Here is a 16,364-nt window from a genome sequence, read left to right on the forward strand (position 1 = left end):
CGGTACGGTGGCGCCCATGACGATGCCCCACCCGAAGGGTGATTTCGACCACTCCCGCGCCGTGTGGCGCTCGGCCCCCGGCGACAGCCACGGCAGCCGCGTTGAGGTGGCGTTCGTCGACGACCTCATCGGCCTGCGCAACGGCGCCGACCCGGACAGCCCCGTCCTCGTCTTCACCCAGGGCGAGTGGGACGCGTTCGTGGCGGGCGCCAAGGACGGCGAGTTCGACGTCGCCTGACACCCGCCCGAACGCCACGGCCCGCAACGGGCCCGAGTCAAGCGCTAGAGCAGCGACCGGAGCGGCCCGAGCCGCCCCAGCCGCGGCCCGAGCGCGCGCACGCGCAGCGTGAGCGAGACGGCCTCCAGCACCGCCTCCTCGTCCTCCGCCGAGGACGAGGAGGCGCCCAGCCGCTGCACCACCTCACCCCAGTCGAACACCGGCCGCCGCGGATCCAGCGACGCCGGCAGTTGCTCCGCGGCCACGGCCCGCCCGAACCGCTCGGCGATGGTCGCGGGCGTCACCAGCGAGTCGTCGGCGATCGCGGCCGCGATCCCGAGCCCCGCCACGTCCAGGTCGCGCACCCCGGACACCACGGCGTCGAGCAGCGTCGGCGCCACCCGGTCGAACGCCACCCAGGCCACCCACGCCGAGCCGCCCGGGAGATCCGGGTGCACGGGCAGCGAACCGCCCGCGGGCAGCACCTCCACGCACAGATCGCCGGCCCGCCCGAACAGCGCGTCCGCCGCCGGCTCGCCGATCTCTCCGGCCACGAGCAGCCGGAACTGCCGCACCCGCGTCACGGCCGCCGCCCGCACGCGCGGTGCCGATGGGTGAACGCGTCGATCCGGCGCGCCACCCGATACGCCGCCGGCCCCCGCGGCACGTCCGCCGGCACGCCGAGCCACCCCCGGCACACCGGACACTCCAGCCGCAGCCAGGCCCGCTCCCCGTCAATGTCGTCGTCGATGTTCCGCACGGCCTCCACCCCCGTTGTCGCCCTCCCCACGCCCCCCAAGCGAACACCACAATTCCCCGCTTGGGAGGGGCCAGCAAATCCCGAACCCGCCCGCCGGTGCTAGTGTTGTCGCCATGTCGCGCACCACCCGATCGAACAGCTGGCGCGCCCCGTAGGGGCGGCCTGATCTCGCGCACCGCGACACCCCACACACCACCAAGGCCGCCCGGTCCGGGCGGCTGTTCCGTGTGTGGTGCGGCCCGGGCCCGGCGGCCTCCGTCCAGGAGGTCCATCGATGTCCAACCGCCGCATCTCCGGGTTCAAGCCGACCGGCCCGCTTCAGCTGGGCAACTACCTCGGCGCGATCCGCCCGGTCATCGAGGCGCAGCACCGCCAGCCGACCACCGTGTTCGTCGCCGACCTGCACGCGCTCACGGTCCCGCACGATCCGGCCCGCCTGCGGGAGCTGACCACCCAGGTCGCGGGCCTGCTGCTGGCCGGCGGGCTGGATACACGAAGCACGATCCTGTACCGCCAATCCGACCTGCCCGCCCACGCGGAGCTGCACTACCTGCTGGAGTGCGTCGCCTCCTACGGCGAGGTCCACCGGATGATCCAGTTCAAGGAGAAGGGCGGCGGCAGCGGTACCCGCCTGTCGCTGCTCACCTACCCGGTGCTCATGGCCGCGGACATCCTGCTGCACGACATCGCCGAGGTGCCGGTCGGCCGCGACCAGCGCCAGCACGTCGAGCTCACGCGGGACCTGGCGCTGCGCTTCAACGAGCGCTTCGGCCCGGTCTTCACCGTCCCGGAGGCGGTCCTCCCGCAGGTCGCCGCGCGGGTCGCCGACCTGTCCGACCCGACCGCCAAGATGGGCAAGACCAACGCCTCGACCAACGGCGTGCTGTTCCTGCTCGACCCGCCCGACGTGCTGCGCCGCAAGATCATGCGAGCGGTCACCGACACCGGCACCGAGGTCGTCTACGACCCGGAGCGCAAGCCGGGCGTATCCAACCTGCTCGACCTGCTTTCAGCCATTACAGGCGATAAATCCGAGCAAATCGCCGCAAAGTACGAGAATTACGGCTCACTCAAGGCCGCCACGGCAGACGCCGTCATCGCCCTGCTGGAGCCGATCCAGCGCCGCTACCACGAACTGACACCGCAGGACATCGAACAAGCGCTCGCTCAAGGCGCCGCGCAGGCCAGGGAACGCGCCGACGCGACGGTGAGCAGAGTCCGCAACGCGATGGGACTCACCACCGCACAGCCCGCTCCCGCAGGTAGCCCAGGGACGCCGACGACGGCGCCGACACCACGCTGAAGCGCGCCGGCCGGTAGTCGATCTCCTCGAGCACGAGATCGGCCTCGATCAGCAGCGCCCACGGCACGTGGAACACTTTCTCGCCCGGCACGGACACGCCCACCAGATCCACGGCGGGCAGCAGCGCCGGGGTGCCGACGACCCACTGGGCCGTCGTGAACGCCGACCCGTCCGGCCGGGCGGCGAGGGTGGCCCCCACCAGGCGCGGATCGCCCAGGGTGCGCCGCTGGTGCTCGGCCACGTCGGCGGCCAGCCGCCGGGCGGCCCGCGCCGCGGCCGGATACGCGGGGTGCCCGCGCGGTGGCAGGAACGGCACGACCCGCCCGTCGTCGTCGCTCGTGTAGGCCATCGGCGACAGCGGCCGGGGCGTGCGGGCGTACTCGTCGGCGGCCAGCTCGTAGAGCTGCTCGACCAGGCGCGGCTCGTCGGCGCAGACCAGCAGCATGAGCGTGCTCGGCAGGAACGCCACGGCCCGCCCGCCGACCTGCTCGTCGAGCTCGGCCAGCCAGCCGTCCAGCAGGACCCAGGAGACCAGCTGCTCGCCGCCGTAGTCGGGCACATGCAGCACCGAGGGGCCGAAGAACCCGGCCGAGGCGGGCAGCTCCGCGCGGGCCAGGGTGCGGTAGTGGGCCTCGGCGAAGATCGCCTCGGCGCTCACTCCCCAGCGCGCCGGGCTGTCGATGTCCAGCGGTACGTCGCCGGCGAGCACGACCTCATCCAGGTGCGGCAGGGCGGGGCGGCGCAGCGTGCGCGTCCCCCGGGCCGCGTGGCGAAGAGCGAGCCGCAGCTCGGGCCGCGCCTCGGCGAAGGACGCCGGCTGGGCCGGTGGGGTGAGGCTGTGCGCCACGAACTCCCGCACGAACTGCTTACGATCCACGTGGCTGCGCTGGTACTGCGTAAAAGCCTTCGACAGAAACAGTGTGCTGTACGCGTCCTGGCCGCATTCGCACACGATGGCGAACTGGGTCGGGCGGAATTCAGCGTCGGTGAATCCGAGTCTGCGCAGCTCGGCCAGCACGTGGTCGGCGAAGCGCTCCCGTGGTGAACGGGCCGGTCGGGTCAGCCGCTCAAGGATGCCCACCGACCAGAGACTAGCCTCAGCCGAGCTCGGACGCGATGGGCTCGGGGGCAATCACGAGTTTTTCGTAACACAGGCTGAGCGGGCTGTGTACGTACGGCCCATACGGCGGAATCGGTCGGTAACCGGCTGATTCGTACAATCGGATGGACTCGGGCTGCCGCGGGCCGGTCTCCAGCCGGATGAACAGGTAGTGCGAGCCGGCCGCCAGGTCCTCCAGGGCGGCGAGCATCCGCCGGGCGATGCCGTTGCCGCGATATGCCGGCCGCACGTACATGCGCTTGATCTCGACCGTCTGGTCGTCCAGCGGCTGGATGCCGCCGCACCCGGCGCTCACCCCGTCCACCGTCGCCAGGACGAACTTGGCATGCGGGTCGACCGGGAACCGGCGCGCCCCCGGATCGCCGTAGCGGTTGGCCGCCTCATCGGCCGACAGCCCGACCAGCTCCGCGACGGAAGGATCGGCGGCGGCCCGGCGCACCACCCGCGTTTCGCGCCCGGCGTCGTCGAAACGCTTCTCGAAACAGCGGCTGCCCTCGTACTTCGCGTAGCGCCCGAACCGCGCGATGGGCCGATAGCCGGCGCCGAGGAACAGCGAGATGGCCTCCGGCGAGGTGACGCCCGCCTCCAGGCGCAGCACCCGGTGCCCGCGCGAGGCGGCGAGGTCCTCGAGCGCGGCGAGCATCCGGCGCCCCAGCCCGCGCCCCCGGTACGCCGGGCGAACGTAGAGCCGGGTCACCTCGGCGGCGTCGATGTCGATCGCGAGCAGCGCCCCGCAGGCCACGGCATCGCCGCCGACGACCGCGACCAGGTAGCGCGCGGCCGGCTCGACCGCGTACACGTGACCCTCCCGGCCACCGTCGCGCGCCCGCAGCTCGACCTGCTGGTCGACCACGAGCGCGATCACTTCCGAGTCGCCCGATGGACGTTGCTCGATCAACATGGAACGACGGTACGCACCCTCGATTTCCCCGATGTTTCACTCAACGGGCGCATCACGTTGCGGAGCGGGTCAATAATCCTCGTCGTCGTCCTCGCCCACGGATGAAAGTTCCAGCTCCTCGTAGGGCCGCCGGCGGGCCGCCCGCAGGGCCTTGCGATCGGCCGCTCCGACCCGCTTGCTGGGCTCCTCCAGCCGGTAGTCGGTGCCGCGGTTGCCCGGCACGAACTCTTCCTCGACGAACAGGTTCGGTTGCCAATCGAATTCACGGACGCCAATACGAACGGGGTCGCCGGGCTGCGCGCCGGCCTTCTTCAGCGCGACCTCGACGCCGAGCCGGGCGAGGCGGTCGGCAAGATAGCCGACGGCCTCGTCGTTGTCGAAGTTGGTCTGGCGCACCCAGCGCTCCGGCGCGCCGCCCCGCACGACGTACACGCCCTCGGCGTCGCGCTCGACGACGAAGCCGCTGTCGTCGACCGCGACCGGGCGCAGGATGATCCGGGTGCGCTCCGGCGGCGGCGCGGCCGCCCGGTGCGCCTTGACCAGCTCGGCGACGGCGAAGACCAGCTCGCGCAGGCCCTCGTGGCTGACCGCGCTGACCTGGTGCACGGTGTAGCCGCGCGCCTCGAGCTCGGGGCGCACGATGTCGGCGAGGTCGCGCCCGTCCGGCACGTCGATCTTGTTGAGCACGACCAGGCGCGGCCGGTCCTCCAGCCCGCCGTACGCGACCAGCTCCGCCTCGATCGCGTCGATGTCGGAGACCGGGTCCCGCTCGGTCTCCAGCGCCGCGGTGTCGACCACGTGCACGAGGACGGCGGTGCGCTCGATGTGGCGCAGGAACTCCAGGCCCAGGCCCTTGCCGGTCGCCGCGCCCGGGATGAGCCCCGGCACGTCGGCGACGGTGAACGTGTCGTCACCGGCCTGCACGACGCCGAGATTGGGCACGAGCGTGGTGAACGGATAATCGGCGATCTTCGGCCGGGCCGCCGAGATCGCGGCGATCAGCGACGACTTGCCGGCCGACGGGAACCCGACCAGGCCGACGTCGGCGACGCTCTTGAGCTCGAGCACGACATCGAGCTGCTCGCCGGGCTCGCCAAGCTCCGCGAACCCGGGCGCCTTGCGCCGCGTGCTGGCCAGCGAGGCGTTGCCCCGCCCGCCCCGCCCGCCCCGGGCCAGCTCGAACTGCGTGCCGGACCCCACGAGGTCGGCGAGCACCTCGCCGTCGAGCGTCTGCACGACGGTCCCGTCGGGCACCCGCAGTTCCAGCGTCTCGCCGTTGGCCCCGTCGCGGTCGTTCCCGGCCCCGCCGTTGCCGTTGCGAGCCTTCTGGTGCGGATGAAAGTGGAAGTCAAGCAGCGTGTGCACACCAGGGTCGACGATCAGCGTGACACTGCCACCGTGCCCGCCGTCCCCGCCATCGGGCCCGCCGAACGGCTTGAACTTCTCCCGGTGGATGGACACGCAGCCGTGACCACCGTCGCCGGCCTTCACATGCAGCACGGCCCGGTCAACGAACGAGGTCACCGCAACACCCTTCAAGAGATCATTTACTCGGGTCCGCCCGGGGCACGACCGTCGCTCCCGCCAGACACCGCTCGGCGCTACGCGCCGTCGCTGCCAGGCCCGCGCGCAGTCACGCTCGGCCTCCGGCCCGGAATCAGTCCTACCACCACACAACCGCAAAGCCCGGAGCCCGACCACGCCGGAATCGCTCCCCACGCAGCCCCGAAACCCGACCACGCAGCAATCGATCCTCCCACGCAGCCCCGGACCCCGACCACGCCGGAATGAGTCCTTCCCGCAGCCCCGAAGCACGGCCACGCCGGAATCAGTCCTTCCCGCGGCCCCGCAACACGGCAACGCCAGAGTCAGCCTCCCCCGCGCCCTCGCAGCCAGAGCCAGCCTTCCACGCCCCCGCAACACGGCAACGCCAGAGTCAGCTTCCTGCGCCCCCGCAGCCGGAGCCGGAGCCAGCCTTCCCGCAGCCCTGCAACATGGCAAGACCAGAGTCAGCTTCCTGCGGCCCAGCAGCCCGAGCCAGCCTTCCCGCTCGGCCCGTGCAACACAACCACGCAGGAATCAGTCCTCCCGCGCAGCCCTGCAACACGGCAGCGCCAGAGTCAGCCCTCCCCGCAGCCCTGCAACACGGCAACGCCGGAATCAGCCCTCCCACGCAGCCCTACAAGCACAGCGACGCCGGAATCAGCCTCCCCCGCAACCCTGCACAGCACGGCAACCCCGGAATCAGCCTTCCCACGCAGCCCTACAGCACAGCGACGCCGGAACCAGCCTTCCCACGCAGCCCCGCGACACGACCACGCAGGCCTCCCGCGCCGACCGTGGAACACGCCACCGCCGGAATCCGCGGGCAGCCTCCGGAGCACACCAACGGCGAGCCGTGGAGGCTTATGCCCGGAACGCAGCAGCGGCGGGCGAGGGACGATTTGTGCCCCTGCCCGCCGCGCGGAAAACTGCGAGATCAGCCCACGGCCGGAGTGATGCTGACCGTCTTGCGGCCGCGCTTGGTGCCGAAGGTCACGTGACCGGCGGCGAGCGCGAACAGCGTGTCGTCGCCACCGCGGCCGACGAGGTCGCCCGGGTGGAACTTGGTGCCGCGCTGGCGGATGATGATCTCGCCGGATTTGACCAGCTGGCCGCCGAACCGCTTCACGCCGAGCCGCTGGGCGGCGGAGTCGCGCCCGTTCCGCGAGCTGGACGCACCCTTTTTGTGTGCCATCGCGCTTGCCTACTTCCCGGTGGAGATGCCGGTGACCTTCACCTGGGTCAGCGGCTGACGGTGACCCTGGCGCTTGTGGTAGCCGGTCTTGTTCTTGAACTTGTGGATCCGGATCTTCGGACCCTTGGTGTGCGCGACGACCTCGGCGGTCACTGCGGCACTGGCAAGCTTGGCCGCGTCGGTGATGAGATCCTCGCCGTCGACAAGCAGGACCGCGGAGAGCGTCAGCGCATCGCCCGGCTCGCCCGCGAGCTTCTCGACCTCGATCACATCGCCCTCGGCGACCTTGTACTGCTTGCCGCCGGTCTTGACGATCGCGTACATGGGACGCGGACTCCTGTCGTAGCTACTGGCGGGCTGGTCGGGCCGCATGCCCGCCATCAGCTGAGAACTGATTGAGGCACGCGAAAGACCCCGCGCACGAAAGTGCGCTTTAGAGAGAGTACGCCATGCGCGGCGTACTCCCCAAATCAGGGGCGGGTCCGGCGCCGGACGCCACCCCGGCGAGTGCGGCGACGGGCCCCGTTGCCCGCCCCCTCGTCCTCGTCCTCGTCGATGTTGTCGGGGTCGTCCTCGGAGGCGATCGGCGTGAACTCCGCGTCCTCGGCCACGTCCTCGACAGGGTGCGAGGCCTCCTCGCCGACCGCGGTCTCCTCCTCCGCCGGCGCCTCCTCGGCGACCGCGGTGGCACCGCGGCGGCCACGGCGCCGGCTGCGCGGCGCGGGCACGTCGGCCTCCTCGACACCGGTGGTGACCCCGGCCGAGGAGGTGGCCGAGGCCACCTTCGCCACCGCGTGGCTGTGCCCGCCGTTGCCGCCGCTGCGCTTCTCCGGAATCGGCTCGGTGTGGATGATCAGGCCGCGGCCCTTGCAGACCTCGCAGGTCTCGCTGAACGCCTCCAGCAGGCCCTGCCCGACCCGCTTGCGGGTCATCTGGACCAGGCCGAGCGACGTGATCTCGGTGACCTGGTGCTTGGTCCGGTCCCGGCCCAGGCACTCGGTCAGCCGGCGCAGGACCAGCTCGCGGTTGGACTCCAGGACCATGTCGATGAAGTCGATGACGATGATGCCGCCGAGGTCGCGCAGCCGCAGCTGGTGGACGATCTCCTCGGCCGCCTCCAGGTTGTTGCGGGTGACCGTCTCCTCGAGGTTGCCACCGGCGCCGGTGTACTTGCCGGTGTTGACGTCGATGACGGTCATCGCCTCGGTGCGGTCGATGACCAGGCTGCCGCCGGAGGGCAGGAACACCCGCCGGTCCAGCGCCTTGATCAGCTGCTCGTCGATGCGCAGGTCCGCGAAGGCGTCGCCGGTGCCGGTGTAGTGGTGCACCCGGTCGACGAGGTCCGGCGACACGTGCGACAGGTAGGGCTCGACCGACTCGTAGGCGTCGCTGCCCTGGATGACCAGCTCGCGGAAGTCCTCGTTGAACAGGTCACGCACGACCCGCACGACGAGCTCGGGCTCCTCGTAGAGCAGGGCCGGCGCGCTGCTGCCCTGTGACTTGTCCTGGATGGCCTCCCACTGCGCCTGCAGCCGCTTCACGTCGCGGGCCAGGTCGTCCTCGGAGGCGCCCTCGGCCGCGGTGCGCACGATCACGCCGGCGCCGTCGGGGACCAGGTTCTTGAGCACGTCACGCAGGCGCTTGCGCTCGATGTCGGAGAGCTTGCGGCTGATGCCGGACGCGTTGCCGTGCGGCACGTAGACCAGGTGCCGGCCGGAGAGCGCGATGTGGCTGGTGAGGCGGGCGCCCTTGGTGCCGATGGGGTCCTTGGTGACCTGGACGAGCACCGAGTCGCCGGACTTGAGCGCCTGCTCGATGGTGCGGGTGCGCCCCTCCAGGCCGGTGGCGTCCCAGTTGACCTCGCCGGCGTAGAGCACCGCGTTGCGGCCCCGGCCGATGTCGACGAACGCCGCCTCCATGCTGGGCAGCACGTTCTGCACCCGGCCGAGGTAGACGTTGCCGACCATGGAGCTGGAGGAGGCCCGGGTGACGTAGTGCTCGACGAGCACCTTGTCCTCGAGCACCGCGATCTGCGTGCGGTCGTTCTTCTGCCGGATCACCATCGTGCGGTCCACCGCCTCGCGGCGGGCCAGGAACTCGGCCTCGCTGAGGATCGGCGGACGGGTGCGGCGCTGCTCGCGGCCGTCCCGGCGGCGCTGGCGCTTGGCCTCCAGCCGGGTCGAGCCGGAGACTCCCTGCACCTCGTCGCGGGCGGCGCTGCGCGGCTCACGGATCTTCACGACCACGTGCGGGTCGTCGGCGGCCTCGGTGTCGGCCGAGCCCTTGCGCCGGCGGCGGCGCCGGCGGCGGGTCAGGCCCTCGCCGTCGTCCTCGCCGTCCTCGTCGGCGGCGGCCTCCGCCTCCTCGTCCGCGGCGGCCTCCTCGGCCTCCCCGTCGGCCTCGGCCTCCTCACCATCCGCCTCGTCCAACTCGTCGCCGGCGGTGCCCCGGCCCCGGCCCCGGCCGCGACGGCCCCGGCGGCGCCGGCGGCGGGCGGAGCCCTCGAAGGACTCGTCGTCCTCCTCGTCCTCCTCCTCGACCTCGGCCTCGTCGGTGTCCGCGGCAGCCTCTTCGACCGCCTCGGCCGGCGCCTCGGCGACGACCTCCTCGGCCGCGGCCCGGCCCCGGCGGCGCCGGCGGCCCCGGCCGACCGGCTCCTCCTCGGCCAGGTCCTCCTCGTCGGCGGGCACGGGCGCGATCTGGTCGCTCGGGGGCATGAACAGCAGCTGTACGGGCGCGGCGCGGCGGCCGGCCCGCGCGGGCGGCTCCTCCTCCACGACCAGGGGCTCGAGCTCCTCGGGCGTGTCGGCGTCCTCCTCGGCCTCCTCGGCCGCGAACTCCTCGGCGAGGGGCTCTTCCTCCTCCTCGACCGGCAACGGCTCGGGCTCCGGTTCGGGCTCGACGACCTTGGCGCGGCTCCGGCGGGTGCGGGTGGCCTTGACCGGGGCCGGCGGCTCGTCGATCGGCAGCGCCTGCTGCCCGAACTCGCCGGATTCGCCGGTTTCGGCCGCTTCGGCGGCGGGTGTCACCTTCCGCCGTCGGCGGGTGGTTGCCGGGGCTGGCTCCGCGACGGGTTCGGAAGCACGCTCCTCCGCGGCGGCAGCAGCGGGCTCCTCCGCGGCGGCAGCGGCGGCCTTGGTGGTCCGGCGACGCGTGCGCCGGACGGGGGTGGTGCTCTCGTCTTCGCTGGCTGCGGCAGCGGCCACCGGCTCTTCGCCGGTGGTGTCGCCGCTTGCCGACTCGTTGTCGAACATGCGGACGTTCTCCAGTTCTGGCGCTCCCGGGCGCGTAGCAACGCAGCCACACGGGGGCACCGCATATATGTTGTGCCGGCGGAGGTATCCGCTCTCGCGGACGATCCGCCGAAAGTCTGCCAACCTCGCGCCCGGCGACCGGCGACCGCCATCTGGCAGTTCGCCCATCGTCTACAGCGACGAAGTCCCCACGACGGCCGCCGGCCGATCCCCATCGCCGGACTGGGCGAGCGGATCGACGAGGTCGCCCTGCGCGGTCAGCACTCCCTGAGCCAGTCGGGTCGCACGGGGCGGGACCGGCGGCTCCAGGTCGGCTACAACGCGCAGACCGGACAGCACATCGTCGGGCCGCACGGTCGGGGTTACCTGCCGTACGACAAGGTCGAGTATCGCACACGGTGCGTCGGTGACCTCGGAAGGTACGTCACCGATGGTGGAATCCGACAGATTTTCGGCATCGGCGCAGTGGAGACGCACCACGGCGGCGCGCGTGTCGAAGGTGCGCCGGCCCTGTTTGGTGAGCCGCTCCACGAGCACCTCGGGGGCGTTGAGGAAGGCCCGAACGGCGACGGCGGCGTCGGGCCCGCGGACGCCGGGCAGCTCGATCCGCCAGGTCGAGGCGTCGATCCGGTCGGCGAGGCTGCCCCCGCCGGTGAGCGGCGACTCGACCGCCTCCAGCACGTCGAGGCCCGGCGACAGGGCCGCGTCGAGGGCCGCGCGCAGCTCGCCCGGGTCGACGACGGCCCGCAGGCCGATCTCGAGATACTCCGCCTCGCTGGCCACCCCGGTCGGCGCCGCCGAGGCGTAGGAGACCTTGGGGTGCGGGGTGAAGCCCTGCGAGTACGCGATCGGCACGTTGGCTCGCAGCAGGGCCCGCTCGAAGGCGCGGGCGAAGTCGCGGTGGGAGGTGAAGCGCAGCGGGCCGCGCTTGGCGTATCGCAATCGGATCCGCTGGACGATCGGCTCCTGGTTGCTCTCCGGCTGGCGCTTAGGCATGCTCCGCCTCCGAATGGGCCGCGCCGGGCACCCGCAGACCCGAGACCGGCGTGAGCGGCAGCAGCTTCCGGCCGGTGGGCCCGATCTGGATCTCGGTGTCCTGGCTGGGGCAGACGCCGCAGTCGAAGCACGGCGTCCAGCGGCAGTCGTCCTGCTCGTAGCCGGTCAGCGCGTCCTGCCAGTCCTGCCAGAGCCAGTCCTTGTCCAGGCCGGAGTCGAGGTGGTCCCAGGGCAGGACCTCGTGCTGCTCGCGCTCGCGGGTGGTGTACCAGTCCAGGCTCACGCCGTGCTGCGGCAGAACCTCGGCAGCGGCGTCCACCCAGCGCTTGAAGGAGAAGTGCTCCGACCAGCCGTCGAAGCGCCCGCCGTCCTGCCAGACCCGGCGGATCACCGCGCCGACGCGCCGGTCGCCCCGGCTCAGCAGGCCCTCGACCTGCGAGGGCTCGCCGTCGTGGTAGCGGTACCCGATCGCCCGGCCGAGCGACCGGTCGGAGTTGATGGCGTCCTTGAGCGCCTTGAGCCGCCGGTCGATGATCTCCGGCTCCTCCATCGGCGCCCACTGGAACGGGGTGTGCGGCTTGGGCACGAAGCCGCCGATCGAGACCGTGCAGCGGATGTCCCGCGAGCCGGTGGCCTCCCGGCCGGCCCGGATGACCTCGTGCGCGAGCTTGGCGATCTGCAGCACGTCGTCGTCGGTCTCGGTGGGCAGGCCGCACATGAAGTACAGCTTCACCTGGCGCCAGCCGTTGGTGTACGCGGTGACGACCGTGCGGATCAGGTCCTCCTCGGTGACCATCTTGTTGATCACCTGGCGGATCCGCTCCGAACCGCCCTCGGGCGCGAAGGTGAGGCCCGTGCGCCGCCCGTTGCGGGAGAGCTCCTGGGCGAGCGTCACGTTGAACGCGTCGACCCGTGTGGAGGGCAGCGACAGCGACACGTTGGTGCCCTCGTACTGCTGCGCGAGCCCCGAGCACATGTCGCCGATCTCGGAGTGGTCCGCCGAGGACAGCGACAGCAGCCCCACCTCGTGGAAGCCGGAGAACTCCAGCCCCTCGGCGACCATCTGCCCCACGGTGGTGATGCTGCGCTCGCGCACCGGGCGGGTGATCATGCCGGCCTGGCAGAAGCGGCACCCGCGCGTGCAGCCGCGGAAGATCTCCACCGCGTAGCGCTCGTGCACCGTCTCGGCCAGCGGGACCAGCGGCTTCTTCGGATACGGCCAGGCGTCGAGGTCCATCGTGGTGCGCTTGTGCACCCGGAAGGGCACGTCGGCGCGGTTGGGCACGACCCGCTGGATGCGCCCGTCGGGCAGGTAGTCGACGTCGTAGAAGCGCGGCACGTAGACCGACTCGGTGCGGGCCAGGCGCAGCAGCAACTCGTCGCGGCCGCCGGGCTCGCCCTCGGCCTTCCACGCGCGGACGATCCCGGTGATCTCCAGGACCGCCTCCTCGCCGTCGCCGAGCACGGCGGCGTCGATGAAGTCGGCGATCGGCTCCGGGTTGAAGGCCGCGTGGCCGCCGGCGACGACGATCGGGTGCCGCTCGTCCCGCTCGCACGCGTCGAGCGGGATGCCGGCCAGGTCGAGCATGGTGAGCAGGTTGGTGTAGCCGAGCTCGGTGGCGAACGAGATGCCGAAGAGGTCGAACGCGGCGACCGGCCGGTGGGCGTCCACGGTGAACTGCGGCACGCCCTCTGCTCGCATCAGCTGCTCGAGGTCGGGCCACACCGCGTAGGTGCGCTCGGCCAGCACGTCGGGCTGCTCGTTGAGCACCTCGTAGAGGATCTGCACGCCCTGGTTGGGCAGGCCGACCTCGTAGGCGTCGGGATAGGACAGCACCCAGCGCACGGTGGCGGCGTCCCAGTCCTTCACGACCGCGCCGAGTTCACCGCCGACATACTGGATCGGCTTGCTGATCCGCGGCAGCAGTCGCTCGAGCCGGGGGAAGACGCTCGTCACACTCACGGAATACCAGGGTACCTACTCCTCCCGGCCGCGCCGATGCGGCGCCCGCCCGCGCGGCTGCAGCGGTGCCGGCGTGACGGGGTGCGGGTCCGGAATGCGCAGCGTGAGCGGCTCGCCGGCCCGGACGCTGACGTGCTCGCCGTGGTGGCGCAGCGCGATCTCGCCCTTGTCCACCGCGTACGTCGCCCGCCCGTGCTCCACCGTGACCCGCAGCACGTCGCCGTGGATGGTCAGCGCGAACCTCAGCCGGTCGATGCGCCCGGGCAGCCGGGGCATGAACGACAGCTCGCCGCCGTAGTCGCGCATGCCGCCGAAGCCGGCCACGATCGCCAGCCAGGTGCCGGCCAGCGACGCCATGTGCAGGCCGTCGACCGCGTTGCGCTGCAGGTCGTGGAGGTCGACGAAGGCCGCCTCGCCGAGGTAGTCGTAGGCGAGCTCGGTGTGCCCGACCTCGGCCGCCATGACCGCCTGGGTGCACGCCGACAGCGACGAGTCACGGACCGTGCGCTCGTCGTAGTAGTGGAAGTTGCGGGCCTTCTCCTCCGGCGTGAACGCGTCGCCGCGCCAGTGCATCGCCAGCACGAGGTCGGCCTGCTTGACCACCTGGCGGCGGTACAGGTCGAAGTATGGGTAGTGCAGCAGCAGCGGGTAGTGCTCGGGCGGCGTGTTGTCGAAGTCCCACTCCTGGTGCAGCGTGAAGTTGACCGACTGCTGGTGCACGCCCAGCTCCCGGTCGTACGGCAGATGCACCCTCTCCGCCGCGTCGCGCCACGAGGAGATCTCCTCGTCGTCGACGCCGAAGCGGCGCGCCTGCTCCGGGTGCCGCTCGGCGGCGTCGGCGGCCGAGAGCAGATTGTGCTGCGCCATGAGGTTCGTGTAGATGTTGTCGTCCGCGATCGCGCTGTACTCGTCCGGCCCCGTCACCCCGTCGATGTGGAACACGCCGTGCCGGTCGTGGTGGCCCAGCGAGCGCCACAGGCGGGCGGTTTCGACCAGCAGCTCCAGCCCCGCGTCGGCCTCGAACTGCCGGTCGCCGGTGGCCTGCACGTAGCGGACCACGGCCGCGGCGATGTCGGCGTTGACGTGGAAGCCCGCCGTGCCGGCCGGCCAGTAGGCGGAGCACTCCTGGCCCCGGATGGTGCGCCAGGGGAAGGTGGCGCCCTTGAGGCCCAGCTGACGGGCCCGGTCGCGGGCCAGGTCCAGCGTGTCGTGGCGCCAGCGCAGGCCGTCGCGGGCGACCTGGGGGTGGGTGTACGTCAGCACCGGCAGCACGAAGCTCTCGGTGTCCCAGAAGACGTGGCCGTCGTAGCCGCGCCCGGTGAGCCCCTTGGCCGCGATCGGCCGGGCCTCGGCCCGCGCCCCCGCCTGCATGAGGTGGAACAGCGCGAAGCGGACCGCCTGCTGGATCTCGGCGTCGCCGTCGATCTCGACGTCGGCCTGGTCCCAGAACTGGTCGAGGTACTCCCGCTGCGCCTTGACCAGCCCGTCCCACCCGCCGAGCCGGGCGCCCGCGACCGCGCCGTGCACCTGGTCGCGGATCGCCTGCCGGGAGCGCTGGCTGGACCAGCCGTAGGCGAGGTACTTCACGATCCGCAGGCGCTGGCCGGGCTGCAGCTCGCAGGCGAACGTGGTGCGCGCCCAGTCGTCGGTGGTCTCGGTGTGCGAGCGCACCGGCACGGGCGCGGTGACCTCGTGGTCCATCTCGGCGCCGAGGCGCAGGCGGCTGGCGTTGGTGCGGTGCAGCAACTGGGCGTTGAGCTCCCGGGCGTAGTGCCCCTCGGCGACGAGCGCGTGCCCGAGCGCGGCCGCGACCCGCGGGTCCCGGCTCGGCGTCGGCACGTCCTCGTTCGCCACCAGCTCCGACTGCACGATCACCCGGGCCGGCTCGTCGACCGGCTCGACCTCGTAGAGGAACGCGCACACCGAACGCTGTTCGAGCGAGACCAGCCGGACGGTGCGGACCTTGATCCGCTGCCCGGCCGGCGAGGACCACTCGACGTCGCGCAGCAGCGTGCCGGCCCGAAGGTCGAGCACCCGCTCGTGGGCGTGCAACTGGCCGTAGCGCACGTCGAACGGCTCGTCGTCCACCAGCAGCCGGAACACCTTGCCGTTGGTGACGTTGAGGATGCTCTGCCCCTCCTCCGGGAAGCCGTACCCGGCCTCGGCGTAGGGCAGCGGCCGCTCCTCGTAGAAGGAGTTCAGATAGGTCCCGGGCAGCCCGTACGGCTCGCCCTCGTCCAGGTTGCCGCGCAGCCCGATATGCCCGTTGGCCAGGGCGAACAGCGACTCGGTCCGAGCCAGCCCGTCCATGTCGATGCTGGTCTCACGCAGGGCCCACGGCTCGACCGGAAACCCGCTCATGCGTCGTCCCCCAGCAACTCGGCCAGATCTCGTACGACGGTGTCGGCGCCGCTTCGGCGCAGGTCGTCGGCGTGCTCGCCGCCGACTCGGTCGATGCCCACCACGAAGAACCCCCCGGCCCGGCCGGCCGCCACCCCCGCGAGGGCGTCCTCGAACACCGCGGCGTGCGCGGGCTCGACGCCCAGCTCGCGGGCCGCCTCCAGGAACGTGTCCGGGGCCGGCTTGCCCTGGAGCCCGCGCTCGCGGATCGCCACCCCGTCGACCCGGACCTCCAGCAGCGGGGCGAGCCCGGTCGAGGTGATCACCTGCAGCGTGTTGGCGCTGGAGCTCACGACCGCCCGGCGCAGCCCGAGCTCCCTCGCGCGCTGCAGGTAGGTCACCGACGACGGGTACGGCCGCAGCCCGCCCGCCTTGAGCAGCTCCAGGAGCAGCACGTTCTTGCGGTTGCCCAGCCCGTTGACGGTCTGCGCCTGCGGCGGGTCGTCCGGGGTGCCCTCGGGCAGCGAGACGCCCCGGGAGGTCAGGAAGTCACGGACGCCCGCCTCGCGGGGCTTGCCGTCCACGTAGTCGTTGTAGTCGTGGACCGGATCGAACTCCCGCAGGCCCCTGGCCTCGAGGAACTCGTTGAAGGTCGCGGTCCAGGCCTTGTTGTGCACGACCGCCGTCGGGGTCAGTACACCGTCGAGATCGAACAGGCACGCGGTCACATGATCCGGTAGACCCAGCACGATTGCGACGTTATCCCCGAACAG

The 16,364-nt window shown here is 72.0% G+C and carries 14 protein-coding genes; 2 read left to right on the top strand and 12 right to left on the bottom strand.

Annotated elements, in window-relative coordinates; genetic code table 11:
• The first annotated feature begins 22 nt into the window (after positions 1-22).
• Complete coding sequence (locus tag ACQPY0_RS52065; RefSeq protein WP_432995771.1) at positions 23-238, top strand: DUF397 domain-containing protein; 216 nt, start codon at positions 23-25, stop codon at positions 236-238.
• A gap of 44 nt (positions 239-282) precedes the next feature.
• Here ACQPY0_RS52065 and ACQPY0_RS52070 read toward each other — a convergent pair whose 3' ends face one another.
• Together ACQPY0_RS52070 and ACQPY0_RS52075 are read right to left on the bottom strand one after the other, a co-directional pair.
• Entirely contained in the window at positions 283-801 is a 519-nt protein-coding gene (locus tag ACQPY0_RS52070; protein WP_432979084.1) for a hypothetical protein, read from the bottom strand.
• A complete protein-coding gene (locus ACQPY0_RS52075; RefSeq protein ID WP_432979087.1) occupies positions 798-977 on the bottom strand; it encodes a hypothetical protein in 180 nt (59 codons plus the stop codon). The genes ACQPY0_RS52070 and ACQPY0_RS52075 overlap by 4 nt, the downstream gene beginning before the upstream one ends.
• Positions 978-1,251: 274 nt before the next feature.
• On the opposite strand from ACQPY0_RS52075, the gene trpS reads away from it, so the two are divergent.
• A complete protein-coding gene (trpS, locus tag ACQPY0_RS52080; RefSeq protein WP_432979090.1) occupies positions 1,252-2,280 on the top strand; it encodes a tryptophan--tRNA ligase in 1,029 nt (342 codons plus the stop codon).
• On the opposite strand, the gene ACQPY0_RS52085 is transcribed toward trpS, so the two are convergent.
• From ACQPY0_RS52085 to ACQPY0_RS52130, 10 genes are all read right to left on the bottom strand, one after another.
• A complete protein-coding gene (locus ACQPY0_RS52085; protein WP_432979093.1) occupies positions 2,213-3,361 on the bottom strand; it encodes a hypothetical protein in 1,149 nt (382 codons plus the stop codon). The two genes, trpS and ACQPY0_RS52085, sit on opposite strands and share 68 nt — an antisense overlap.
• Before the next feature lie 16 nt (positions 3,362-3,377).
• Complete coding sequence (locus tag ACQPY0_RS52090; protein ID WP_432979096.1) at positions 3,378-4,301, bottom strand: GNAT family N-acetyltransferase; 924 nt, start codon at positions 4,299-4,301, stop codon at positions 3,378-3,380.
• 69 nt (positions 4,302-4,370) lie between these two features.
• Positions 4,371-5,825 carry a GTPase ObgE gene (gene obgE / locus ACQPY0_RS52095; protein WP_432979099.1) on the bottom strand — a complete coding sequence of 485 codons (1,455 nt, stop codon included), beginning with the start codon at positions 5,823-5,825 and terminating at the stop codon, positions 4,371-4,373.
• Positions 5,826-6,780: 955 nt separating this feature from the next.
• Positions 6,781-7,038 (bottom strand): 50S ribosomal protein L27, encoded by a 258-nt coding sequence (gene rpmA, locus ACQPY0_RS52100; protein ID WP_432979102.1) that lies wholly within the window; start codon positions 7,036-7,038, stop codon positions 6,781-6,783.
• A gap of 9 nt (positions 7,039-7,047) precedes the next feature.
• A complete protein-coding gene (gene rplU, locus ACQPY0_RS52105) occupies positions 7,048-7,362 on the bottom strand; it encodes a 50S ribosomal protein L21 (RefSeq protein ID WP_345136130.1) in 315 nt (104 codons plus the stop codon).
• 146 nt (positions 7,363-7,508) lie between these two features.
• Positions 7,509-10,292 carry an Rne/Rng family ribonuclease gene (locus ACQPY0_RS52110; protein WP_432979106.1) on the bottom strand — a complete coding sequence of 928 codons (2,784 nt, stop codon included), beginning with the start codon at positions 10,290-10,292 and terminating at the stop codon, positions 7,509-7,511.
• Positions 10,293-10,463: 171 nt separating this feature from the next.
• Positions 10,464-11,210 carry a TIGR03936 family radical SAM-associated protein gene (locus ACQPY0_RS52115; protein WP_432995773.1) on the bottom strand — a complete coding sequence of 249 codons (747 nt, stop codon included), beginning with the start codon at positions 11,208-11,210 and terminating at the stop codon, positions 10,464-10,466.
• Between the two features lie 70 nt (positions 11,211-11,280).
• Complete coding sequence (locus tag ACQPY0_RS52120; protein WP_432979109.1) at positions 11,281-13,251, bottom strand: TIGR03960 family B12-binding radical SAM protein; 1,971 nt, start codon at positions 13,249-13,251, stop codon at positions 11,281-11,283.
• Between the two features lie 15 nt (positions 13,252-13,266).
• Entirely contained in the window at positions 13,267-15,612 is a 2,346-nt protein-coding gene (locus ACQPY0_RS52125) for a glycoside hydrolase family 65 protein (RefSeq protein ID WP_432979112.1), read from the bottom strand.
• A complete protein-coding gene (locus ACQPY0_RS52130) occupies positions 15,609-16,340 on the bottom strand; it encodes a beta-phosphoglucomutase family hydrolase (RefSeq protein WP_432979115.1) in 732 nt (243 codons plus the stop codon). The genes ACQPY0_RS52125 and ACQPY0_RS52130 overlap by 4 nt, the downstream gene beginning before the upstream one ends.
• Between the last annotated feature and the right edge of the window lie 24 nt (positions 16,341-16,364).

This window comes from Dactylosporangium sp. CA-233914 (assembly GCF_050942935.1).
Taxonomy (GTDB): Bacteria; Actinomycetota; Actinomycetes; order Mycobacteriales; family Micromonosporaceae; genus Dactylosporangium.

Excerpts from the sequence above, each read along its gene's own strand:
- ACQPY0_RS52065 (WP_432995771.1), top strand. The coding sequence starts at position 23 with ATGCCCCACCCGAAGGGTGATTTCGACCACTCCCGCGCCGTGTGGCGC.
- trpS (WP_432979090.1), top strand. The coding sequence starts at position 1,252 with ATGTCCAACCGCCGCATCTCCGGGTTCAAGCCGACCGGCCCGCTTCAG.
- ACQPY0_RS52090 (WP_432979096.1), bottom strand. The coding sequence starts at position 4,301 with ATGTTGATCGAGCAACGTCCATCGGGCGACTCGGAAGTGATCGCGCTC.
- rpmA (WP_432979102.1), bottom strand. The coding sequence starts at position 7,038 with ATGGCACACAAAAAGGGTGCGTCCAGCTCGCGGAACGGGCGCGACTCC.
- rplU (WP_345136130.1), bottom strand. The coding sequence starts at position 7,362 with ATGTACGCGATCGTCAAGACCGGCGGCAAGCAGTACAAGGTCGCCGAG.
- ACQPY0_RS52110 (WP_432979106.1), bottom strand. The coding sequence starts at position 10,292 with ATGTTCGACAACGAGTCGGCAAGCGGCGACACCACCGGCGAAGAGCCG.
- ACQPY0_RS52125 (WP_432979112.1), bottom strand. The coding sequence starts at position 15,612 with ATGAGCGGGTTTCCGGTCGAGCCGTGGGCCCTGCGTGAGACCAGCATC.